Raw genomic sequence first — 21,974 nt, 5'->3', positions numbered from 1 at the left:
CGGTTTCTCCAGCGGGGCAAGCTTCATTATCGGCGTAGTCATGCCCGCCGTGAACGGCGACAGCCCGTGCGCGGGCACGGGCTGTGGTGGCCAGGCAGGGATCAGTTGGTGCCGCCGTCGTCGTCCAGCTGCACGCTGAGAACCTTGTCACCGGCGCCGACGGTGACATAGGCGCGGGTGCTCGGCGAGTCACCATTGCGCACCGGGTAGACCAGGGATTGGGTGCCATCCGCCCAGCGCGGGGTGGCGTCCGGCTTGCCCAGATTCTTGAGCACTTCGGTGCGGCTCTGGCCGGCGTTGATGGACTTCAGCTGTTCGGTGCTGACGCTGGCTGCCGAAGCCTGACCGGTGAGGGCCAGCAGGGAGAGACCGAGGGTGGTGATCAGCAGGGGGGATTTGATTTGCATGATGAACTCCTTGTTTTTTGGGGGAAGAACGATTGGCTGTGTGCCAGTCGATGGAGCCCAGTCTAAGGAGCAAGACTTAGCGGAAACTTAAATCTGCGGGTTTTCTGCCGAGTATGTTTTCAGTAGAACAACCAACCGGTGCGGATCGCCACACCACTCAGCACGAAGAGCACCGAGAGGGTGGTGACGGCGAGGATGTGAGCGGCCATCAGCGGCAGCTTTTCCGGGGTCAGACGCGGGATGATGCGCAGGCGCGCATTGGCGGCCACCAGCACGGTGCAGCCCAGCAGTGTCAGCTTGGTGAGAATCGCGCGGCTCAGCGGCAGATCAGTGTTCAGCCATTGCTGCGGGTTGGGCAGGAAGGTGTAGGCAAGCCACAGGCCGCTGGCAAGCTGGATCAGCAGGGCGGGCAGGCCGACACGCTCGAAAGCGCCCTCAAACTGGCGCAGGCGTTCCACCGAACGTGTGCGCATCACTTCTGGCAGCACCGCGATGGCCAGCACCAGGTGGCCGCCGGTCCACACGCAGGCGCCGAGGATATGGGCCAACAGGACATATCTGTACATCGGATTCTCTCCTTGGCACAAAGCCGCATTCAAGCACAGGTTGCGCAGTCATGCCGACGGGATGTCACTGCTGCGCGGGCAAAAAAAAGCGGCTCCGTGGAGCCGCTGTGTGTGCATGCTGCCCGGACTTACTCCGGCTGACTGACGAAGGCGATCTTGGACAGATGCGCGCGCGCTGCGGCGGCCATCACCTTGGCGACGGCGTCGTAAGGCGTGGTCTTGTCGGCCCGCAGGTGGATCTCCGGCGCGCTGGCGGCATCGGTCACCGCAGCGCCGGCAGCGCTCATGCGGGCTTCCAGTGTCGGTTGATCGAGCTTCTCACCGTTCCAGAAGATTTCTGATTCGGGCGTCAGCGCGATTTCAATGCGCTCGGCCTGGATCTTGTTTTCTTCGCTGGAGGTGCGCGGCAGCTCCACCTTCACGGCGTGGGTCAGCAGCGGAGCAGTGAGGATGAAGATCACCAGCAGCACCAGCATCACGTCGATCAGCGGCACCATGTTGATCTCGGCCATCGGAGCCGAGTTGGCTTCCTTGTTGAATCCACCGAAGGCCATCACGCGGCTCCTTGCTTGATGTTGGTGAATTTGCCGTTCTGGTTGTGCGCGCCCGTGGTGAGGTAGGCGAAGAGGTCGTGGGCGAAGGCGTCAAGGCTGGTCAGGGTCAGGCGGTTGTGGCGCGTGAAGCTGTTGTAGGCCACTACGGCAGGGATCGCCACGGCGAGGCCCAGGCCGGTCATGATCAGGGCTTCACCGACCGGGCCGGCTACTTTGTCCAGCGTGCCGGCACCACTCATGCCGATCGACACCAGCGCGCCATACACGCCCCACACCGTACCCAGCAAGCCCACGAAGGGCGCGGTGGAGCCCACCGTGGCCAGCACCGTGAGGCCATTCTCGAGCTTGGCGGTTTCCTCGTCGATCACCTTGCGCATGCTGCGGGTCAGGAATTCAGCCAGGGAACCGGCTTCGCCGAGCTTGCCACCGCCGGTGCGCTGATGATGTTCGCGGGCGAACAGCGCGTGGCTGGTGAGATGCGAGAAGGGTTCGGTGGCGCCGTGGGTGGTGATTTCGTTGCGCACTTCTTCCAGCGAGCTGGCGTTCCAGAACAGATCCACGAAACGGCCGGATTCACGACGCTGACGCCACTTTGAAATGGCCTTGGTGATGATGAAGTACCAGGACACCACCGACATCGTCAGCAGGATCACGAACAGGGTCTTGCCAAGGCCGTCAGCCTGGGCCAGGAAGTGGGCGAAGCCCAGGGTGGTTTGGGTTTGCATGATGTTGTTCTCGGAAGCGGGGAGGAGGGAAAGTTGTCAGCGATTCAGTTCAAACAGCACGGGGACGCGCACCCAGTCGACGACCGGCTTGCCGCCGCGTGAGCCGGGCGTGAAGCGCCAGTTGGAGACGGCTTCGCGCGCAGCACGGTCCAGGCGTGGATAGCCGGAGCTGGTGTCGAGTAGCACTTGCAAGGGGCGGCCATCTTCACCGACCTGCACCCGCAGTAGCACACGGCCCTGCTCGCCGAGGTTGCGGGAGGCCGAGGGATAGGCTGGCGCGGGGTTCTGCAGATAGGCCGCATCGAAGCGTGGCGCCTGCACAGGCTCCGGGCTGGGGGCGCTGACTGGTCCCGGCGCAGCCTGCGGCGCACCTGCGTCGGTGACGGCGGGTGTGGCTTCCTTTGGCGTGGGCGCCGCCTCGATGACCGGCGTATTGGCCGTGATGGGCGCCTGCGTCTGCAGCAGGGGCGGAGCAATCGTGCGCTTGACGGGTTCAACACGCTGTTGTGGCTTGGGTGGCAGAGGCTTGGGCGGCTCGGGTGCCTTCAAGTCAGGCGCCGGCGGGGCGATCAGCTCGATCTGCACGCTGCTGCCGAGCATCTGCTGGATCACCGGCTGAGCCAGGCGCAGCAGCAGAAAGCCGGCCAGCAAATGAAAGCCGATCACGACAGCCAGACTCAGACTGCGTTCCGAGAATAAAGGGCGAACGAGGGCGGGGGCGTTCATGGTTGGCGACTTTCAGCGCAGGCTGGCGCAAGAAGTTAAAACTTGTTATTGAGAATTATTCTCGTTGCGATGCGATGCGTCAAGCCCTTCCGCATCCGCCGTTGGCAGGGCGGCGGCTCGCGCCGCTGCGGGCATCCGGGGTAGAATCACGCCCCTTGATTCCCAACGCTTTTTCGATACGGCCCCGCCCATGAAAGCCGCAGACATCCGCTCCACCTTCCTGAACTTCTTCGAATCCAAGGGTCACCAGATCGTGGCCTCCAGCCCGGTGGTGCCCGGCGACGATCCGACCCTGCTGTTCACCAACGCCGGGATGAATCAGTTCAAGGACGTGTTCCTCGGCTTCGACAAGCGCCCGTATTCGCGCGCAGCCACTGCGCAGAAGTGCATCCGCGCCGGCGGCAAGCACAACGATCTGGAGAATGTGGGCTACACCGCGCGTCACCACACCTTCTTCGAAATGCTGGGTAACTTCAGCTTCGGCGATTACTTCAAGCAGGACGCCATCAAGTACGCCTGGGAGTTGCTGACCGAAGTCTTCAAGCTGCCCGCCGACAAGCTGTGGGCCACCGTGTATGCCGAGGATGACGAGGCCTATGAAATCTGGACCAAGGAAATCGGCTTGCCGCCCGAGCGTGTGGTGCGCATCGGCGACAACAAGGGCGCGCGCTACGCTTCAGACAACTTCTGGATGATGGGCGACACCGGCCCCTGTGGCCCGTGCTCCGAGATCTTCTACGACTTCGGCCCGAGCATCGCCGGCGGTCCTCCGGGCAGCCCTGATGAAGATGGCGATCGCTACACTGAGGTGTGGAACAACGTGTTCATGCAGTTCAATCGTCGCATCGACGAGAACGGCAACTACGTGATGGATCCTCTGCCCAAGCCCAGCGTGGATACCGGCATGGGCCTCGAGCGCCTCGCACGCGTGCTGCAGAACGTGGCGACCAACTACGATATCGATCTCTTCGTGAACCTGATGGCGGCCGCCAAGCGTGAAGTCGAAGCGGCGGGCGGGCAGGATGTGGACAAGGATTCGCCTTCGCTCAAGGCGATTGCCGACCACATTCGCGCCTGTTCCTTCACCATCACCGACGGCGTGGTGCCGAGCAACGAAGGCCGTGGCTACGTGCTGCGCCGCATCGCTCGTCGCGCCATTCGTCACGGTTACAAGCTCGGTGCGCGCACTCCCTTCTTCTACAAACTGGTCGACGCGCTGACTGCCGAGATGGGCAAGGCCTATCCGGAGCTGGTCGCCAAGCAGCGCCGGGTGACCGAAGTACTCAAGCAGGAAGAGGAGCGCTTCTTCCTGACGATTGCCAACGGCATGGAAATCCTCGAAACCGCGCTGGGCGATCTCGGTGGCAACAAGGTGCTCGATGGCGAGCTGGCCTTCAAGCTGCACGACACCTACGGCTTCCCGCTGGATCTGACCGCCGATGTGCTGCGCGAGCGTGGTCTGGCGGTCGACGAGGCCGGCTTCAACGCCGCCATGAATCGCCAGCGTGAGCAGGCGCGTTCGGCGGGCAAGTTCAAGATGGCCCAGGGCCTCGAATACAGCGGCGTGCCGACTGATTTCAAAGGCTACGAGAAGATCTGGGTCGAAGATGCGAAGGTTGCCGCGCTCTATGTGGATGGCAGCCCGGTGGAAGTGATCCGCGCCGGTGATGATGCGGTGGTGGTGCTGGAAACCACGCCGTTCTACGCCGAGTCCGGCGGCCAGTGCGGCGATGCCGGATGGATGATGAATGGCAAGGCCGGCTTCGGTGTGGATGACACCTTCAAGATCCAGGCTGACGTGTTCGGCCATCACGGCCGCGTTATGGAAGGCGAAATCCGCGTCGGCGACACCATCGACGCGCGCGTCAATGGCAACCGCCGTGCGGCCGTCACCCGCAACCACTCTGCCACCCACCTGATGCACAAGGCGCTGCGTGAAGTGCTGGGCAATCATGTGCAGCAGAAGGGCTCGCAGGTTGATGCCGACAAGACTCGTTTCGACTTCGCCCACAATGCGCCGCTGACCGATGAAGAGATCCGCAAGGTCGAGCAGATCGTGAACCGCGAAGTGCTCACTAATGCCGAGACCCAGGCCCGCGTGATGGGCATCGAGGATGCGCAGAAGACCGGCGCCATGATGCTCTTCGGTGAGAAGTACGGTGACTCGGTGCGCGTGCTGGATATCGGTTCATCGCGCGAGTTGTGCGGCGGCACCCATGTGGCCCGCACCGGCGATATCGGCTTCTTCAAGATCGTCATGGAAGGTGGCGTGGCGGCCGGTGTGCGGCGCGTGGAGGCGGTGAGCGGCGAGAACGCCACCAACTACGTGCTGGCCCGCGATGCAGCGCTGGGCGAAGTAGCCAGCGTGCTGAAGGCTCCGATCAGTGAAGTGCCGGCCAAGCTGGCGCAGACCCTGGAGCATGTACGCAGCCTCGAGAAGGAGATTGCCGCGCTCAAGGGCAAGCTCGCCAGCAGTCAGGGTGACGCCCTGCTCGAGCAGGCTGTTGATGTGAATGGCATCAAGGTGCTGGCGGCACTGCTCGATGGCGCTGACGTGCCTGCCTTGCGTGAAGCGGTCGACAAGCTGCGCGACAAGCTCGGCTCAGCTGCGGTGGTGATGGCCGCCGTGAATGAGGGCAAGGTCAGCCTGATTGCCGGCGTGACAGCCGACCTCACTGCCAAGGTGAAGGCCGGGGATCTGGTGAACTTCGTCGCCCAGCAAGTGGGCGGCAAGGGCGGCGGGCGTCCGGACATGGCCCAGGCCGGTGGTACTGACGCTGCCGCACTGCCGGCCGCATTGGCGGGTGTGCAGGCCTGGGTGGCGAGCAAGCTGGCCTGATGCGCAGCCTGCTCATAGCCCTGAGTTGCCTCCTTCCCTGCGCGGTTCAGGCGCAGGAGTCGGAGCGCGCGCCACTGGAAGCGCAGACGGCGAGTGGCGACAAGGTGTTGCTGCATCCGAATGGCCGCTGGGAATTCGTCGACGCAAAGAAGGCCGGGGCGGCCCGGAAAGTTGCGGAGGAATACCCGGAGAACAAGACCCGCCCGGTTGAAGCGCAGGGCGGCTTGTTCGGCGTCGGCCGCACGATCATGCCGGGCGACAAGGATTACAACCGTGGCAGCCTGAGTCCAAAGACGCGCTGAGCATCTCTTTGCATGAGTGAGCGAAAACCCGGTCAGTGGCCGGGTTTTTTCATTTCAGCAGACTTTCAAGCTCGGCGAAAACGGCGGCGTCTTCGAGTTGCGAGACTGCCTTGGGGGCTTCCAGCCAGCGCGCGCGCGGGCCGACTGGCCCCCATTGCGCCGGAGCGGGCGAAACGTCGGTCTCGGCGAAGAAACCCAGCACGCCGCCGGGGCTGGCGGCGGCGAAGTGCATCAGGCCGCTGTCCGGGAACAGGCTGGTGCGGCCATTGAAGATCAGCCCCAGCGCGGGTTTGAGCGGGCCGCGGAAGGGCACCAGCCAGGGCAGCTTGGCGTCCAGCACCGGCTGGGCGGTTTCATCGTCGCCGGGATACATCGGGTTGTCGCTCTTGCCCGGGGTCCACATGAACACCGTTTTGAGGCCCCAGGCTTCATGGAAGTGGCGCGTCCAGCGGATGATCTGCTCGGTGGTGGGCTGTTTCTTGGCGCGGCGGGCACCGAGCCCCAGGGTGAGGTAGCCGCCGGGGGCAAGGCCCTGCTCGGCCAGCCATTGCGTGGCGAAGGTCTGGGCTTCAGCCGGCAAGTGGAAACGCAGCGGCGGCAAGACCTCCGGCAGCGTGATGCCCAGTGGCGTGAGCAGATTGGCCATGCGTCGGGCTTCGTGGATCTGGCGTGGGATTTCGAGCGGATGATTGACCTTGCGGTGCGTGTTCTTCGCATCGGTGTAGGACACCAGATTGCAGCCGCCGAGCCAGGCCGCGCGCTTGATCGCGCGGTGGGAGGCATCACCATTGGCGACGATGACCCAGTCGTATTCCTCTGCACGCAGGGCCAGGGTCTGGCGCAACTGGGCGAAGGCCGCGCGCCAGTGAATGCGTCCGCCTTCCTTGACGCGCTGGTAGGAGCACACGCGGCTCACGTCCGTGTTGCCGTCGATGACCCATGCGTTGTAGGTGTTGGCCAGCACGTCGATCCGTGCGCCGGGGAAGTGCTGGCGCAACAGGGCGAACATCGGCGTAGTGAGCAGCATGTCGCCGAGCTTGTCGCGCTTGAGGATGAGGATTTTCATGAGCGGATCAGGGTCAAGTATTCGCGGGTGATGTGAGGGGCTGAGAAGCGCTCGACGGCGTCGGCGCGTACGGTGGGCGGGCTGTCGTGGAACTGGCGCATGCGCTGGGCGAGTGCAGCGGCATCACCGCTTGGCACCAGGCCTTCAGGGAAACTCTGCGACAGGATCTCGGCCGGGCCCGAGGGGCAGTCCGTGGCGATGGTCGGCACCCCCAGCGCAAGGGCTTCGACCAGCACATTGCCAAAGCCTTCGTAATTGGACGACAGCACCAGCATGCGCGCCTGCCTGATCACCGGGTAAGGGTTGGCGAGAAAGCCGCCGAGGATGACCTTGTCCTGCAGCCCGAACTGCTCGATCAGGGCGCGGATCTTCGCTTCATCCTTACCCTTGCCGAGCAGCACCAGCTTGCAGGGCAGGTCGGCTTGTGCGAAGGCTTCGAGGAGCAGATCCTGGCGCTTCTGTTTGAGCGTGAAGGCGCCGACGTGAAGGATGTAGTCCGTCGCCGGCAACTCGGCAGGCTGGGCCGCGAGCGCGCGGATCTCGTCGAAGTTGAAGGGGTTGTAGAGGGTGCGGGTGCTGCGCGGGCGTACCCGGCAGTGTTCGATCAGATCCTCGACCACGCCGGCGGATACACCGATGATCTGGCGCCGGTCGTAATCGCGCTTGAGGTGACGGGTGCGCGAGAAGCGCTTGCGCAAGCCGGCATGGCGGATGCCGTTCTGCAGTGACAGGGCGTTGTGGATCACATGATGGATGCGCGCGTCACGCAGGCCGGTGAGGATGCGGTCGATGCGCGGCAGGGCCGAGAGGATCAGATCGACCCGCCCGTCTTTCGCTTCGATGCGGGTCAGCAGGGCCTTGAAGCGGCGGCGATTTTCGAGATCGGTGAGGCCGCTGAGAAAGCGCCACTTGCCGCGCAACTGCGGCTCCAGCCGGTAGAGCGCGACGCGCGGATCGAGTTTGAACTCGACCACGTCCTCGAAGATCACGATGCTGGCCTTGTGACCCATGTTGACCAGTGCTTCAGCGAGATTCACCACCACCTTCTCGGCACCGCGACCGGTGAGGGAATCGATGGCGAGCAGGACATGGCGCACGTGTGCGTCTGGCATGGGAAATAGTCCTCCGGCAGCGGACTGAAGCGCCCGCAAGGCCGGGGATTGTAAAGTCCGGTCAGCGGAATGGGAAATCTGGCCCATAGGCTATCATTGCGCATCGCAAAAACTCCGTCGCGTCTCATGCAAGCTTCCGCTCCTGCTGTTCGTACGCTGTCTAGGCCTGAGTTCGTCGTGCTGGCCCTCTTTGCAGTGGCCTTGCCGCTGGTGGAGGCGCCGAAGAACGTGTTCTGGTTCCTGTTTCTGGTGCTGTGGTTTGTAGGCAGCATCCGCCAGCGCAATTTCGGTCAGCTCGCGCGGGGGTGGGACTGGGTCTTTGCCGCGCTCATCGTGGCGCCGGTGGCGAGCATCCTGAATACGGCCTATGCGCCGCAGTGGAAGGAAGTGGGCGACATCATCGGCTACGTGTCGCTGGGCTGGATGATCGCGCGCAGCCGGCTCGATGCGCAGCAGATCAAGTGGTTGCTGCTGTGTCTGGTGGGGGCGACCCTGCTCGGTGCGCTGCACGGCGGCTGGGTGATGGCCACTGATCCGAAGCGGATCTGGCTGCAGCTCAACTCGGTGGGGCATGTGAATCACTCCGCGCTGTACGGAGCCGGCGCTGCCGCGCTGGCGGCCGCGTGGATCGCGGCGGCCTGGCAGACGCTGGCCCGCGGCCCGCGCCTGATCGGGCTGGGCGTGGCCCTGCTGATGTTCGGCATGATGATTGCGTTTGCCAGCCGCGGCGCCCTGATCGCCTACCTGTTTGCCGTAGTCGTGCTGGTGCCGGTACTGTCTGCCGTGCGCTTGCGCACGCTTGGCCTGGTGGCGCTGGTGGCCGTCGGTCTGGCGGTTGGCGCGCAACTGCTCACGGTGCAACTGATGGGCGGACGGAACAATCAGACCGTGATCCAGAAGACCCTGGATGGTCTGCGTAGCGGCAAGCTCTCGTCCTATCGGGTAGAGACCTATCACACCGCCACCGAGATGATTCGCCAGTACCCGCTGACCGGTGTTGGTGCCGCCAACTTCAGTGCGGTTTCGCCCGAGGCCGTGCAGGCCTGGGTTGAGGCGCGCGGCGAGCCCTTCGTGCGCGACGATTACTACTTCTCCAGCCATGCTCACGGCCTGTTTACCAACACCCTCGGCGAACGTGGCCTGCTCGGCATCAGTGCCCTGCTGGCGCTGACCATCGGCTGGTCGGCTGCGCTGCTGCGTCGCAAGCCGGGCGCTGGGGCGACGCTTGATGCCCGCCTGTGCTGGGGCGCCGGCGTGGCGGGCTGGTCAGTGGTGTTCATCGGCGGGCTCTTCAACACCACCCTGCACCATGAGCATGGCATGCTCGGCATGGTCTGCCTCGGCCTGCTGCTCTCCGGAGCGCCGCTGCGCGTGAAGGCCGCGGCGTGAAGATTCTGGTCATCCGCCGTGACAATATCGGCGATCTTGTGTGTACCCTGCCGCTGATCCGGCGTCTGCGCGAGCAGTACCCGCAGGCCTGGATCGGGGCGCTGGTGACCCGCTACAACGCCGAAGTGCTGCAGGGCAGCCCGGATCTGGACGCGGTGTTCAGCTACACCAAGGCCAAGCATCTGGCGGCGGGCGAGAGTGCGCTCGGTGCAATGTGGGCGAGGCTGCGCCAGCTGTGGCAGTTGCGGCAGATGAAGCTGGATCTGGTGCTGCTGCCGGCCAGTGGCAGTCAGGCCAGCGCCCGCCGCATGGCCCGGCTGGTCGGCGCGAAACGCGTGATCGCGCAGGACGATGTGACAAGCGATCCGGCCGCGCTGCATGAAGTGCCGCGTGCCGCCAACCTGCTGCGTGCCCTCGATCTCCCCGTGACTGATCTGCCTGCCGCGCGCATTGCGCCGCGTGCCGAACTGCTGGCCGCAGCACAGGCGAAGCTTGGCGCAGGACCGGTGTTGGGTCTGCACATCAGCGCGCGCAAGCCCTCTCAACGCTGGCCGGCCGAGTACTTTGCCGAGCTGATCCGGCGCCTATATGCGACCGATCCAGCGCTGCGCTTTGCGCTGTTCTGGGCGCCGGGCGCTAGCGACAACCCGCTCCATCCGGGCGACGACGCCAAGGCACAGCAGATCATCGGGGCCTGCGGAGGCCTGCCACTGACGCCGATGCCGACCCATGAACTCAGTGAGCTGATCGCTGGCCTCGCTGCCTGTTCGCGCGTGCTGTGCTCGGATGGTGGTCACATGCACCTCGCCGCGTCGCTGGGCAAGCCGATCGTGTGCCTGTTCGGCAAGTCGGACGCCGCGCGCTGGCATCCTTGGGGCGTGCCCTATCAGCTGCTGCAGCCGGCCTCGCGGGAGGTGGGAGAGGTCACGGTCGAAGAGGTCGAGGCGGCGCTGGCAGCGTTGCCGGACGTGCTTGGGTAGGGCCGGCTTCAGCCGGCTGGGCCCGGCGCGAGGCAGGGCTCTGCGGCTTAAAGCCGCTCAGCTGAAGCCCAGCAGCACTCAGTCAATCTGGCAGGCCAGTCCCTTGAGGTATTCACCCTCCGGCACGGCCAGACCAATCGGGTGATCGGCGCCGGCCGACAGGCGATGGATGATGCGCCCGTCCACGCCGGCATCCACGGCCGCACCGGCGACGATCTGCTGGAACAATTCCTGGCCGATGCCGCCCGAGCATGAATACGTCATCAGGATGCCGCCCGGGTTGAGCAGGCGGAAGCCGAGAATGTTGATGTCCTTGTAGGCGCGTGCGGCACGCTGGGCGTGGGCTGCCGAGGGCGCGAACTTGGGCGGATCGAGCACGATCAGGTCGAACTTGCGGCCGTCCGCACGCAGCTTGCGCAGGGCCTCGAACACGTCTGCTTCCCACCATTCGGCACGTGCCGCGTCGAGCTGCGGATTCAGTGCCAGATTGCGCCTGGCGCTCTCCAGCGCGGGGCCGGATGAGTCGATCGACAGGGTGCTGGTGGCGCCACCGGCCAGTGCCTGCAGCGAGAAACCGGCGGTGTAGCAGAAGCAGTTCAGAACGCTGCGGCCCTTGGCGAGCTGGCCAGTGAGCAGGCGGTTGTCGCGCTGATCGAGGTAGAAGCCGGTCTTGTGGCCGCTCACCACATCCACTTCCATGGTGACGCCGTTCTCACGAATGGTCAGCGGCCCGGCCGGCAACTCGCCGTACACCACGCCGCTGCGCGGCTCCAGGCCTTCGAGCTTGCGCACGTCGGAGTCCGAGCGCTCATATACGCATTCACAGCCGGTGGCCTGGACTAGGCCGGCGATGATCGCCTCGCGCCACTTCTCGCCGCCGGCGCTGGTGATTTGCAGTACCACGACCTTGCCGAAGCGGTCGGCAATCACGCCGGGTAAGCCATCGGACTCACCATGGATCAGGCGCACGCCATCCTGCCCGGCCAGCTGCGGATGCACGGCGCGGCGCGCCACGCTGGCGGCCACGCGGCGCTTGAAGAAGCCATGATCAATGGATTCGTCCGCATCGAAAGTCCACATCCGGGCACGGATCTGCGAGTTGGGGGAGAAGGCCGCGCGGCCCATCAGCTGACCGCGGTCATTGAAAACCTCGACGGTATCGCCGGGCTTGGAGCGGCCAGCGAGCTTGGCTACCGAGCCGGCGAAGATCCACGGGTGGCGGCGCATCACGGAGCGCTCCTTGCCGGGGGCGAGAATCAGTTCGGCCATGGTGAACTCCTGCGGAAACCTGTCTGGAAGGGTGCGAATGCTAGCGGAAAACGCCGATGGGGGTAGTGTTCCGGCCCATGTCATCATGCGAAACCCGCTTGCTGCAAGGAAATCCCGCGATGCTCCAGCCACCGCCGATCATTGATGTGGAAGCTTCTGGCTTCGGCCGGGGGAGTTACCCCATCGAGGTAGGCTGCGTGTTGCCGGATGGCCGTACCTATTGCGCCCTGATCCAGCCCATTGCCGAGTGGCAGCACTGGGATCTCTCCGCTGAGGCTGTCCACGGTATCAGTCGCGAAGCTTTGCGCGAACATGGATTGCCGCCGCTTTCAGTGGCGATTCGCTTGAATACCCTGCTCAAAGGCCTGACTGTCTACACCGATGCCTGGGGACATGACTATGTATGGTTGGCCGCGCTCCATGAGGCCGCAGGAGTACCGCCGGCCTACCACCTGGAGCAGCTCTCGCGGATCACGCCGCAGATCGAAGCGAGGCAATGGCTTGAAGTGCGCGATGACGTGGAGCGTAGTCTGCAGGTGCAGCGCCACCGGGCGAGTGCCGATGCGCGTGTGCTGCAGATGACCTGGATGTGCGTGATGGGCAGTGCGGGGCTGAGCAACGAAGGCTGATCAGCTGGCGCCGCTTGCAGCAGGCGCCGTCATTGGTCGTGCGACCCCGGTACGAACGAAGTGTTAGCGTTCTTTGGCCGCGACCACGAAAGCGCTGGGCACTTTGCAAGTCAGTCCTTCTTCTTTGCCCGCGGATGGGCTGCATCGTAGATCTTTGCCAGATGCTGGAAATCCAGATGGGTATACACCTGTGTGCTGCGGATGCTGGCGTGGCCCAGCAATTCCTGCACCGCGCGCAGATCGCCTGAGGACTGCAGCACATGGGACGCGAAGCTGTGACGCAGCATGTGCGGATGAACATGCTGCGGTGCGCCCTTTTCGCGCGCCCAACGCGCCAGCCGGGCCTGAATCGCGCCATGCGAGAGGCGGGTGCCGCGCTGGCTGAGGAAGAGCGCGCTTTCGCCATTTGCAGCGAGCGTGGCACGCACTGCCAGCCAATTCTCGAGCGCGTTCAGCGCCTGGGTGCCGACGGGAACGCGGCGCGTCTTGTTGCGCTTGCCGAGCACGGTGACCTCGCCATCCGCGATGCTGTACAGACCATCGATGTCGAGTGCGGCGAGTTCGGCCAGGCGCAGGCCGGAGGAGTAAAGCAGCTCGAACATAGCTAGGTCGCGGATCTCCAGAGCGTCCTCTGGCAGCGCATCGAGCAGGGCGGAGGCGGCATCGACCGACAGCGCTTTGGGCAATAGCTTGCCGGCACGAGGTGGGCGGATGCCCAGCACCGGATTGCTGCTGACCTGTTCGCGGGCCAGTAACCAGCGGAACAGGCCACGCCAGCAGGAGAGGGCGCGGGCAATCGAGCGCGCCTCGAGTCCGCCAGCATGCAGCTTGGCGGCGAAGCGGCGGATGTCCGCCGGTTTCAGTTCGGCGAATGTGCGGGGCGCCGCAAAGGCATGCAGCTTGCCGAGTTCGCGGCGGTAGTTGGTGAGGGTGTGCGGACTGACACGCCTTTGCTGGGCCAGATAATCCAGCCAGGCGATGGCCTCGGCCGGCAAGATGGCTGAGGCCTGCTCGTTCATGGCATCAGCCGATCTGCTTGAGCACGGCCGCGCCGACCAGATCGCCGATGCGTTCGACGTACATGGTGCCCATCTCGGGGAAGAAGCGTTGCGGATCTTCCGAGCCCAGCGCCAGCATGCCGAAGATCTGCGCGTCACGGCGCAGCGGAATGAGGGATACCGAGCGCAGCAAAGGAGCTGCTTCGCCAAACCAGGCGAGGATTTCCTGATTCTGAGCCGCGCCACAATAGGGCTGGCGCAGGTCGGCTGCGTAGAAGCGCAGCTCTTCCGAAACCTCGATGAATTCCGGCACCGGGCGCTTGAGGATGCTGTTCCAGATGCGCAGGGCTACGTGGGGGACAGCGAAATCTTCCTGAAGGTGGTTATAGACCGCGAAGTTCACCGCCTCGAAGCTCTCGGCCTGCAGCAGGGAAAGGGTCAGGCGATGCACTTTCTCGGCGATCACATCATTCTCTTCACCGAAGCTCACCAGTTCAGCGAGCTTGCCCTGCACCTGGGCGAGCTTCTCGCGCAGGGTCAGCAACTGGCGCTCGGTGAGCGAGATGGCCTGGCCGTTCAGCGGATGCGGTACTGTGAGCTGGTTGAGGATTTCCGGATGCTCGTCAAAGAACTCCGGGTGGGCGTTGAAGAAGCTGATGATCTCTTGAGCGGTCATGGCTGGATGTCACGGGTGAGGGGTTGTGGGCGTTAGCCCTTGAAAAAAATGACCAAACCAAAAATAACGGACATGACTCCGCCGAGTCGTGTGAGGAGCAAGAACCAATCTGACGGTTCGGCATCCCTGAACTTCCAGCCTTCATTGATGAAAAAAATAAAGCGAGGGCAAAAAATCCCAATTAACCCCATCACTATCGGGAATAACGCAAACAATTGAGGGGACAGCTGATGTTTGTCCACGGTTTTCCTTTGTTGGGAGACGAATGATTTAAAGAGGCAATGAAATCTCACCGTCAAACACGCTGACTGCCGGCCCCGTCATTAGCACCGGGCTGCCAGGGCCGCCCCAGGCGATCGACAGTTCGCCACCGCGGGTCTCCACGCGTACTGGCGAGGCCAGCAACTGGCGCTGGATGCCGGCAACCACCGCAGCACAGGCGCCGGTACCGCAGGCCAGCGTTTCGCCTGCGCCGCGCTCGAACACGCGCAGGCGGATCGAGTGTTCGTCCACCACCTGCATGAAGCCGGCATTGACGCGAGCCGGGAAGCGAGGGTGGTGCTCGACGGCAGGGCCCTGCTGTTCGACCGGGGCGCTGTCGACGTCCGCCACCACCTGCACGGCGTGCGGGTTGCCCATTGACACTGCGGTGATGGCCAGCATTTCACCATTCACCTCGAGCGGCTGAACGACGGCGTCCGACTCAGAACTGAACGGAATGCGCGCAGGCTCGAAGATCGGCACGCCCATGTCGACCGTGACGAGGCCGTCGTCCGCCAGCCGTGGCTCGATGATGCCGGATTTGGTTTCGACGCGGATGGCGGTCTTGTTGGTGAGCTGTTTGTCCACCACGAAGCGCACGAAGCAGCGTGCCCCGTTGCCGCACTGTTCGACCTCGGAGCCGTCACCATTGAAGATCCGGTAACGGAAGTCCACGCCGGGCTGCTGGGCCCGCTCGACGATCAGGAGCTGATCACAGCCCACACCGAAGCGGCGGTCGCCGAGCTTCTGGGCGAGGGTTGGCGTCATCTCGACGGGCTGGTTGATCGCGTCAATTACCACGAAGTCGTTGCCGAGGCCCTGCATCTTGGTGAAAAGGAGTTTCATGGGCGGATTGTCCTGCGTTGCGGAGTTCAGTAAAACCGGGCTTCGCCTTCTGGCCGGGTCTTGAAGCGCTTGTGCACCCAGTAATACTGCTCGGGCATCTTGCGCACCTCGGCCTCGATCCAGGCATTCATGCGCGTCGTGTCCGCTTCGACATCTTCGGTCGGGAAGTCGCTCCACGGATCCTGGAATTCGCCGACGTAACCCTGCCCCCAAGGCTTCATGCGAACCACCAGCGGCACGACGGCCGCGTGGGCGAGCTTGGCGATGCGCGGCAGGCCCGGCACGGTAGCGGTCTGGATGCCAAAAAAGGGCACGAAGATCGATTCCTTCGGGCCGAAGTCCAGATCCGGCAGGTAATAGAAGGGGCGGCCGCGCTTCATGGCTTTCACCGCACCGCGGATGCCGTCCTGGCGCGAAAGCAGCTCCTGCTGGCCGAAGCGGGTGCGGCCGTGCAGCAGCATCTTTTCAACCAGTTTGTCGTTCTGCGCCGAGTACATGCTCACACAATCCATTTCCATCGCCATGCGGCTGCCAGCCATGTCGAGCCCGACGAAGTGCGGCACCAGCATCACCACCGCGCGGCCTTCGGCGTGCAGGCGCTTGATCTTGTCCACGCCCTGCAGTTCAACCAGCTTGCGGATGCGCGTTTCAGAGGCCCACCACAGCACGCCGCGCTCCAGCATTGAGCGGGCCACTGCGACGCACACACGGCGGGCGAGGCGACGCCGCTGACGGGCGGAAAGTTCGGGGAAGCACAGGCGCAGGTTGGTGTGGAGCACGCGCCGGCGCGGCACAACCAGCAGATACAGCAGCTGGCCGATGCACCAGCCCAGCGCCGCTTGCACAGGCAAGGGCAGCCAGTGGAAACACCACAGGAAAGCGAGGAACAAGCGGGTCAGGACGATCATTGGGAAGTAGAAGGTGGCGGCGTGGCGCCGGCGGGCACCTTGTAACGGTTATAGGCCCACAGATACTGGGCGGGGCAACGGCGGATCAAGGCTTCGATCTCGCGATTGATGGCGGCAGCACGCTCTTCCAGCGTGCCTTCGATCGGGCTTTGCGGCGCCAGAATGTGGAGGCGCCAGCCGCGCCCGATCACACGCTCGCCCCAGAACAGCAGTACCCGGGTGTTCTTCACCTCGGACAGGCGTGCGGCCAATGTCATCGTATAGGCGGGCTTGCCGAAGAAGGGCAGCCAGACACCTTCCCCTTTGCCTGGAGCCTGGTCCGGCAGCAGGCCAGTGGAAATGCCCTGACGCAGACCCTTGATGATCTGGCGTACGCCAGCCAGGTCGGCAGTGGCAAGTGAAAGCTGGCCGCGTGCACGCCCGGCGCGCAGGATGGGTTCCACGCTGGTCTGCTTGGGCGGGCGGTAGAGGATGGTGAGCGGCATGAACCGGCCAAGATACAGCGAGGCTATCTCGAAGCAGCCCATGTGTGGGGTCAGGGCGATCATCGCACTGCCTTCAGCCCGCATGGCCTCCACATGCTCCATGCCCTCCACTTCAAATACGTGCTGCATGACTTCTTCGAGCGGGCGCTGCCACACAAAGGGCAGCTCCAGCATCATGCGGCCGGTTTCGCGGGCATTCGTGCGGATCTCCGCAGGGGTTGGCGGGCGGCCGAGACACAGCGCGAGGTTGGCCGCTATACGCCTGCGCATGCTGCCCGAGAGCCGGCAAGCCAGCAGTCCGCCCCAGCCGCCGAAGCGGTGCAGGGTGGGCAGCGAGCAACGGCCCAGCAGGCGGAACAGAAAGGGCAGGAGGTGGTTCTGTAGCACGTGGTGGCGGGCAGGCGATAGACGCTTGCATTATAAGGTCGGCTACCTATAATCCCCAGACCGCTGAGTTAAAGACAACTTGCAGGGCGGGTGCAAGGCGCAGGCCTTGCTGACAAATTCTGCTAAAGCGTCGACCACTCGAAACCCCGGAGTCGGCCGCGCCGACGAATATCCGGGGTTTTTGATTTTGTGGAGTGCCAACATGGCCAATGATTACCTCTTCACTTCCGAGTCGGTTTCGGAAGGCCATCCGGACAAGGTCGCCGATCAGGTGTCCGATGCCATCCTGGACGCGATTTTCGCGCAGGACCCCCGCTCCCGCGTGGCGGCCGAGACCCTTTGCAACACAGGTCTGGTGGTACTGGCCGGTGAAATCACTACCAACGCCCATGTTGATTACATTCAGGTCGCTCGCGACACGATCCGTCGCATCGGCTACGACAACACCGAATACGGCATCGACTATAAGGGCTGCGCGGTCATGGTCTGCTACGACAAGCAGTCCAACGATATCGCCCAGGGCGTCGATCACGCCAATGACGACTACCTGAACCAGGGCGCGGGCGACCAGGGCCTGATGTTCGGCTACGCTTGCGACGAAACGCCCGAGCTGATGCCGGCGCCGATCTACTACGCGCACCGCCTGATGCAGCGTCAGGCTGAGCTGCGCAAGGACGGCCGCTTGCCCTGGCTGCGCCCGGATGCCAAGAGTCAGGTCACCTTCCGCTATGTGGATGGCAAGCCTGTCGAGATCGACACCGTGGTGCTGTCCACGCAGCACGCACCGGACGTATCGCAGGAAACCATTCGCGAAGCGGTCATCGAAGACATCATCAAGGCCGTGATTCCGGCCTCGTTGCTGAAGAACCCGAACTACTTCGTGAACCCGACCGGCCGTTTTGTCATCGGCGGCCCGCAGGGCGACTGCGGTCTGACCGGTCGCAAGATCATTGTCGACACTTATGGCGGTGCTTGCCCGCACGGCGGCGGCGCCTTCTCCGGCAAGGATCCTTCCAAGGTTGACCGCTCGGCAGCTTATGCTGCCCGCTATGTGGCCAAAAACGTCGTGGCGGCGGGTCTTGCGCGCGAATGTCAGGTTCAGGTTGCGTATGCCATTGGCGTAGCTAAGCCGATGAACGTGACGGTCTTCACCAATGGCACCGGCGTGATTGCTGACGAGAAGATTTCCGCGCTGGTGGCCGAGCACTTCGATCTGCGCCCGAAGGGCATCGTGCAGATGCTGGACCTGCTGCGTCCGATCTATGCCAAAACTGCTGCTTATGGTCACTTTGGCCGTTCCGAGCCCGAGTTCACCTGGGAAGCGACCGACAAGGCTGCCGCCCTGCGCGCTGCCGCTGGACTCTGAGACCAGGGAGCCCGGCTCCCGCAGCACTCAAAAGCCTGCACATGTGCAGGCTTTTTTATTTTCTGGGAGTGGTGGTCGGGTTTTCTTCCCGCAATTGCTGGGCGCGGGCAATAAAAAAGCCAGACTCAGATGTCTGGCCGGTCGGATTCCTGGAGCGGGCGATGGGAATCGAACCCACGGCTCTAGCTTGGGAAGCTAGGGTATTACCATTATACGACGCCCGCTCGGGCCGGCGATTATCCCGCAAAGCGGCGCCGGACGGAACCCCCGTGTGTGGTTTGGGACATATTCTCGAGTGCCAGGCACAGATGCTGCTCGAAGCGCTCAACGATATGACCCCAGTGCAGCGTTTCGACCCGTGCGCGACCCGCGCCTGAACATCGCTGACGCAAGGCGGCATTGCTGGCCAGCTGGCAGGCTGCAGCAATGAAGGCGGTTTCGTTGCCGCTGGGAGCGGTCAGGCCTTGTTCGCCGCTGATGATCAGTTCGGCGGCCGCCGCTTCGTGGTAGGCCACCACAGCCACGCCGCTGGCCATCGCTTCGGCGACGACGTTGCCATAAGTTTCGCTGAGGCTGGGGAACAGGAAGAGGTCTGCGCTGGCGTAGTGGCTGGCCAGATCCTCGCCGTGGCGGGCACCGGAAAACTGGTGGAGCGGGTGTTTTCTTTCGAGCGCCCTGCGTGCCGGGCCGTCACCGACCCAAACCATGCGCGCGCCGGGCTGTTGTAACTGGATGGCAGCGAAGGCGGCGGCGGCCAGGCCGAGATTTTTTTCTGGCGCAAGACGGCCGACATTCATGACAACCAGATCGTGTTCGCCTGCGCCCCACTGGCTGCGCAGCGCCTGGCTGCGCCGGGAGGGCGAAAACAGGCGGGTATCGACGCCGCGGCCGAGAACCTGTGCACCGCTGATACCGGCTTGTCGCAGCTGCTTGACCAGCGTTTCGGTCGGGGCCATGGTGACCCCTGCGCGTCGGTGAAAACCGTGCAGCCAGCGGCGCACCAGTGGCGTGAGCAGGGCCGCACCGTAGTGACGGCTGTAGCCATCGAAATGGGTGTGATAACTGGAGCTGAGTGGGAGATCTAGGGCCTCGGCGGCTTTGAGGGCAGACCAGCCGAGGGGGCCTTCGGTGACTAGATGCACAATGTCCGGGCGTTGTGCCTGCCACAGCCGGCGTAGCTGGCGCCCGGCGGGCAGACCGAACTGGAGGCCGGCATAGCCGGGCAGGGGCAGGCCAGCGACGAGAAAATCCGGCGTCGTCGGGCTTTCTTCGCGTTGGCGTGGGCGGATGATCTGAACCTGATGGCCTTGGCTGCGCAAGCCGGCGACCAGGCGGGAGATGGTCATGGCGACGCCGTTGACCTCTGGAGGCCAGGTTTCGGTGACCAGCGCAATCTGCAGAGCGGCTTTCATGCAGCCAGTTCCTGGAGCAGGGGATGGGGTGTGCGTGGGCGACGCAGGCTGCGATAAAGCTCGGCAAGGCGGGCGGTGAGGGCATGATCTGTCCAGCCACGCGCCCACTCGAGTCCGAGCTGGCGCATCTGGCGGGCGAGCTCGGGTTGCTCCAGCACCTGCACGATGGTGGCGGCGAATGCTGCGACGTTGTCTGCCGGGGTGAGGGCGCCGGAGCCGGCGGCGAGAACGTCGCGGGTGCCCATCTCGGCCAGCGCCACCACCGGCAGGCCAGCAGCCATGGCTTCGATGAGCACCAGCCCCTGGGTCTCGGTGCGCGAGGCGAAGACGAACAGGTTGGCGGCGGCATAGCAGTCCGGCAGGGCGGTGACGCGATCCATGTAGCCGATGAAGCGCACCGCATGAGCCAGGCGCATCTTGTCGACTTTCTCCTGCAACGCACGCCGGGCCGGTCCTTCGCCAGCGATCACCAGAAGCAGTTCAGGCTGGCTGCGCAGTGCGTGCGGCAGGCTTTCGATCAGGAAGTCGATGTTCTTCTCGTGTGCAGCACGGCCCACGTAAAGTGCCACCGGGCGGTCCGAAGGGATGTTGTGCTCGCGCCGGAAACGAGCTCCGTCGCCCCGGCCGAAATGGGCCAGCGGTACGCCGGTGGGCAGGATGTGCAGCGGCCGCGCTACACCATAGGCTTGCAGGCGTTCGGCGAGCGGCGATGAGGGAACGACGATGGCATCCAGCCCGTTGCACTGCTGGCGCGACACACGCCGCGCCAGACCACGCAGGCTGGCTGCGGGCAGGAAGGGCGCGTAGTGGTGCAGGTATTCCTCGAACAGGGTGTGGTAGCTCGCCACCACTGGCAAGTTACAGGCGCGGCCGGCAGCCAGCCCGGCGCCGTGTGCACAGAATGGAGTGTGGATATGAATCAGATCGCAGTCGCGCGCTGCTTCGATGGCGGCCTGACGAAACACGGAGGGCCTTACGAAACGGTCTTCCGGGTCCAGCGGCACCCTCCAGCCAGGCAGGCGCTGGATTCCCGCTTCGTCGGCCTCGTTTTCATAGCGAGGGGCGATCAGAAGGGTTTCGATGCCGCAGTGCGCGAGTTGTTCGCGGTAGGTCTGGATCGCGGTGGAGACCCCGTTGATGCGGGGGAAGTAGACGTCGGACAGCATCAGTACGCGCATGATTCAGAGGCTCTCCACGGCCAGTTCGCTGGCCTCGGTTTCGGAGCACGCGGCGCGCGCCCATTCGATGAGTTCTAGGCGCCCGTCGAGATGCTCGACGATGGCCGTGCAGCTATCCACCCAGTCGCCGCAATTGACGTAGCGCAGGCCATCGATTTCGCGAATCGCGGCCCAGTGAATGTGGCCACAGACCACGCCATCCAGGCCGCGTGTGCGGGCTGCATGAGTGACGCTGGCCTCAAAATCGAAGATGAACTGCAGGGCCGTCTTGACCTTGCGCTTGGCATAACCGGCGAGTGACCAGTAGCCGCTGATGCCCAGCTTCCGCCGCGCCCACGACAGCCACACGTTCAGCCGCACCAGCAGGTTGTAGGACACATCGCCCAGTACTGCGACCCAGCGATGGTGGCGCGTTACCTGGTCGTATTCGTCGCCATGCACCAGCAGCAGGCGTTTGCCATCAGCGGTTTCATGCACCCACTCGCGCTCGACGCGGATGTCGCCAAAGCGCATGCCGCAGTAAAGGCGCAGCGCTTCGTCGTGATTGCCCGGGATTAAGATGATTTCTTCGCCGTGACGGGCGCGGCGCAACAGTTTCTGGATCACCGTGTTATGGCTGGAGGTCCACGCCAGCGAGCGCTTCATGGCCCAGAAATCGATGATGTCGCCGATCAGGAAGACCTTATCGGCAGGGTGCTCGCGCAAAAAAGCGAGCAGGCGGTCAGCCTGGCAGGCACGGGTGCCGAGGTGGATATCCGAGAGGAACAGGGTGCGTACGCGGGACATGCGGCGCATTCTCCGCAGGCACTGTTGCAGTCTTGTGACCCCGTCTGGCGGCCGGTCGGGCAGGGGGCGCGTGATAAACTTGCGGGTGCTTCAACCAAGCTGTCCGA

23 protein-coding genes and 1 tRNA gene are annotated in these 21,974 nt (G+C 64.1%); 6 read left to right on the top strand and 18 right to left on the bottom strand.

Features of this window, described 5'->3' with window-relative positions; all coding sequences use genetic code 11:
- Positions 1-101 precede the first annotated feature (101 nt).
- The 5 genes from C0V76_RS08485 to C0V76_RS08465 all read right to left on the bottom strand — a co-directional run bounded on the left by C0V76_RS08485 (position 102) and on the right by C0V76_RS08465 (position 2,978).
- On the bottom strand, positions 102-407 hold the full coding sequence (locus C0V76_RS08485; protein ID WP_101941959.1) for a hypothetical protein: 306 nt from the start codon (positions 405-407) through the stop codon (positions 102-104).
- 119 nt (positions 408-526) lie between these two features.
- Entirely contained in the window at positions 527-973 is a 447-nt protein-coding gene (locus C0V76_RS08480; RefSeq protein ID WP_101941958.1) for a CopD family protein, read from the bottom strand.
- A gap of 128 nt (positions 974-1,101) precedes the next feature.
- Positions 1,102-1,527 carry a biopolymer transporter ExbD gene (locus tag C0V76_RS08475; RefSeq protein WP_101941957.1) on the bottom strand — a complete coding sequence of 142 codons (426 nt, stop codon included), beginning with the start codon at positions 1,525-1,527 and terminating at the stop codon, positions 1,102-1,104.
- A complete protein-coding gene (locus C0V76_RS08470) occupies positions 1,527-2,252 on the bottom strand; it encodes a MotA/TolQ/ExbB proton channel family protein (protein ID WP_101941956.1) in 726 nt (241 codons plus the stop codon). Before C0V76_RS08470 ends, C0V76_RS08475 begins: the two co-directional genes overlap by 1 nt.
- 36 nt (positions 2,253-2,288) lie before the next feature.
- Entirely contained in the window at positions 2,289-2,978 is a 690-nt protein-coding gene (locus C0V76_RS08465; protein WP_101941955.1) for an energy transducer TonB, read from the bottom strand.
- A gap of 190 nt (positions 2,979-3,168) precedes the next feature.
- Between C0V76_RS08465 and alaS the strand changes: the two genes are divergently transcribed.
- Together alaS and C0V76_RS08455 are read left to right on the top strand one after the other, a co-directional pair.
- Positions 3,169-5,817: an alanine--tRNA ligase gene (gene alaS, locus C0V76_RS08460; RefSeq protein WP_101941954.1), complete on the top strand. Its 2,649-nt coding sequence runs from the start codon at positions 3,169-3,171 to the stop codon at positions 5,815-5,817.
- Positions 5,817-6,119 (top strand): hypothetical protein, encoded by a 303-nt coding sequence (locus C0V76_RS08455; RefSeq protein ID WP_173893980.1) that lies wholly within the window; start codon positions 5,817-5,819, stop codon positions 6,117-6,119. The genes alaS and C0V76_RS08455 overlap by 1 nt, the downstream gene beginning before the upstream one ends.
- A 49-nt stretch (positions 6,120-6,168) precedes the next feature.
- On the opposite strand, the gene C0V76_RS08450 is transcribed toward C0V76_RS08455, so the two are convergent.
- Both C0V76_RS08450 and C0V76_RS19560 read right to left on the bottom strand, forming a co-directional pair.
- Positions 6,169-7,185: a glycosyltransferase family 9 protein gene (locus C0V76_RS08450; protein ID WP_101941953.1), complete on the bottom strand. Its 1,017-nt coding sequence runs from the start codon at positions 7,183-7,185 to the stop codon at positions 6,169-6,171.
- The gene (locus C0V76_RS19560) at positions 7,182-8,297 is read right to left on the bottom strand and encodes a glycosyltransferase (RefSeq protein WP_158239181.1); all 1,116 of its coding nucleotides are present in this window, start codon (positions 8,295-8,297) and stop codon (positions 7,182-7,184) included. The genes C0V76_RS08450 and C0V76_RS19560 overlap by 4 nt, the downstream gene beginning before the upstream one ends.
- A gap of 177 nt (positions 8,298-8,474) precedes the next feature.
- On the opposite strand from C0V76_RS19560, the gene C0V76_RS08435 reads away from it, so the two are divergent.
- The gene (locus C0V76_RS08435) at positions 8,475-9,686 is read left to right on the top strand and encodes an O-antigen ligase (RefSeq protein WP_158239180.1); all 1,212 of its coding nucleotides are present in this window, start codon (positions 8,475-8,477) and stop codon (positions 9,684-9,686) included.
- Positions 9,683-10,666 (top strand): glycosyltransferase family 9 protein, encoded by a 984-nt coding sequence (locus C0V76_RS08430; protein ID WP_101941950.1) that lies wholly within the window; start codon positions 9,683-9,685, stop codon positions 10,664-10,666. The genes C0V76_RS08435 and C0V76_RS08430 overlap by 4 nt, the downstream gene beginning before the upstream one ends.
- A gap of 78 nt (positions 10,667-10,744) precedes the next feature.
- On the opposite strand, the gene C0V76_RS08425 is transcribed toward C0V76_RS08430, so the two are convergent.
- Complete coding sequence (locus tag C0V76_RS08425; RefSeq protein ID WP_101941949.1) at positions 10,745-11,935, bottom strand: class I SAM-dependent rRNA methyltransferase; 1,191 nt, start codon at positions 11,933-11,935, stop codon at positions 10,745-10,747.
- Positions 11,936-12,054: 119 nt separating this feature from the next.
- On the opposite strand from C0V76_RS08425, the gene C0V76_RS08420 reads away from it, so the two are divergent.
- Complete coding sequence (locus tag C0V76_RS08420) at positions 12,055-12,564, top strand: hypothetical protein (protein WP_101941948.1); 510 nt, start codon at positions 12,055-12,057, stop codon at positions 12,562-12,564.
- Positions 12,565-12,674: 110 nt separating this feature from the next.
- Here the strand turns inward: C0V76_RS08420 and xerC are convergent, their stop codons facing one another.
- From xerC to C0V76_RS08390, 6 genes are read right to left on the bottom strand one after another with little or no spacing between them, the layout of a single operon-like run.
- Positions 12,675-13,583 carry a tyrosine recombinase XerC gene (xerC, locus tag C0V76_RS08415; RefSeq protein ID WP_101941947.1) on the bottom strand — a complete coding sequence of 303 codons (909 nt, stop codon included), beginning with the start codon at positions 13,581-13,583 and terminating at the stop codon, positions 12,675-12,677.
- A 4-nt stretch (positions 13,584-13,587) separates the two neighbouring features.
- Positions 13,588-14,238 carry a DUF484 family protein gene (locus C0V76_RS08410; protein ID WP_101941946.1) on the bottom strand — a complete coding sequence of 217 codons (651 nt, stop codon included), beginning with the start codon at positions 14,236-14,238 and terminating at the stop codon, positions 13,588-13,590.
- 32 nt (positions 14,239-14,270) lie between these two features.
- The gene (locus C0V76_RS20440; protein ID WP_101941945.1) at positions 14,271-14,480 is read right to left on the bottom strand and encodes a DUF6199 family natural product biosynthesis protein; all 210 of its coding nucleotides are present in this window, start codon (positions 14,478-14,480) and stop codon (positions 14,271-14,273) included.
- Positions 14,481-14,508: 28 nt separating this feature from the next.
- Positions 14,509-15,345 (bottom strand): diaminopimelate epimerase, encoded by an 837-nt coding sequence (gene dapF / locus C0V76_RS08400; protein WP_101941944.1) that lies wholly within the window; start codon positions 15,343-15,345, stop codon positions 14,509-14,511.
- Positions 15,346-15,371: 26 nt separating this feature from the next.
- Positions 15,372-16,244 carry a lysophospholipid acyltransferase family protein gene (locus C0V76_RS08395; protein ID WP_254048216.1) on the bottom strand — a complete coding sequence of 291 codons (873 nt, stop codon included), beginning with the start codon at positions 16,242-16,244 and terminating at the stop codon, positions 15,372-15,374.
- A gap of 5 nt (positions 16,245-16,249) precedes the next feature.
- Entirely contained in the window at positions 16,250-17,125 is an 876-nt protein-coding gene (locus C0V76_RS08390) for a lysophospholipid acyltransferase family protein (RefSeq protein ID WP_101941942.1), read from the bottom strand.
- A 202-nt stretch (positions 17,126-17,327) separates the two neighbouring features.
- Between C0V76_RS08390 and metK the strand changes: the two genes are divergently transcribed.
- Positions 17,328-18,491: a methionine adenosyltransferase gene (gene metK / locus C0V76_RS08385; protein ID WP_101941941.1), complete on the top strand. Its 1,164-nt coding sequence runs from the start codon at positions 17,328-17,330 to the stop codon at positions 18,489-18,491.
- 150 nt (positions 18,492-18,641) lie between these two features.
- Here metK and C0V76_RS08380 read toward each other — a convergent pair.
- From C0V76_RS08380 to C0V76_RS08365, 4 genes are all read right to left on the bottom strand, one after another.
- A tRNA-Gly gene (locus C0V76_RS08380) sits at positions 18,642-18,715 on the bottom strand.
- Positions 18,716-18,727: 12 nt separating this feature from the next.
- On the bottom strand, positions 18,728-19,903 hold the full coding sequence (locus C0V76_RS08375; protein ID WP_101941940.1) for a glycosyltransferase family 1 protein: 1,176 nt from the start codon (positions 19,901-19,903) through the stop codon (positions 18,728-18,730).
- Complete coding sequence (locus C0V76_RS08370) at positions 19,900-21,081, bottom strand: glycosyltransferase (RefSeq protein ID WP_173893979.1); 1,182 nt, start codon at positions 21,079-21,081, stop codon at positions 19,900-19,902. Before C0V76_RS08370 ends, C0V76_RS08375 begins: the two co-directional genes overlap by 4 nt.
- A 3-nt stretch (positions 21,082-21,084) precedes the next feature.
- Positions 21,085-21,867: a UDP-2,3-diacylglucosamine diphosphatase gene (locus tag C0V76_RS08365; protein ID WP_101941938.1), complete on the bottom strand. Its 783-nt coding sequence runs from the start codon at positions 21,865-21,867 to the stop codon at positions 21,085-21,087.
- Between the last annotated feature and the right edge of the window lie 107 nt (positions 21,868-21,974).

The organism is Uliginosibacterium sp. TH139 (assembly GCF_002855595.1).
GTDB lineage: Bacteria > Pseudomonadota > Gammaproteobacteria > Burkholderiales > Rhodocyclaceae > Uliginosibacterium > Uliginosibacterium aquaticum.
This window is presented reverse-complemented; position numbering and strand designations above follow the sequence as displayed.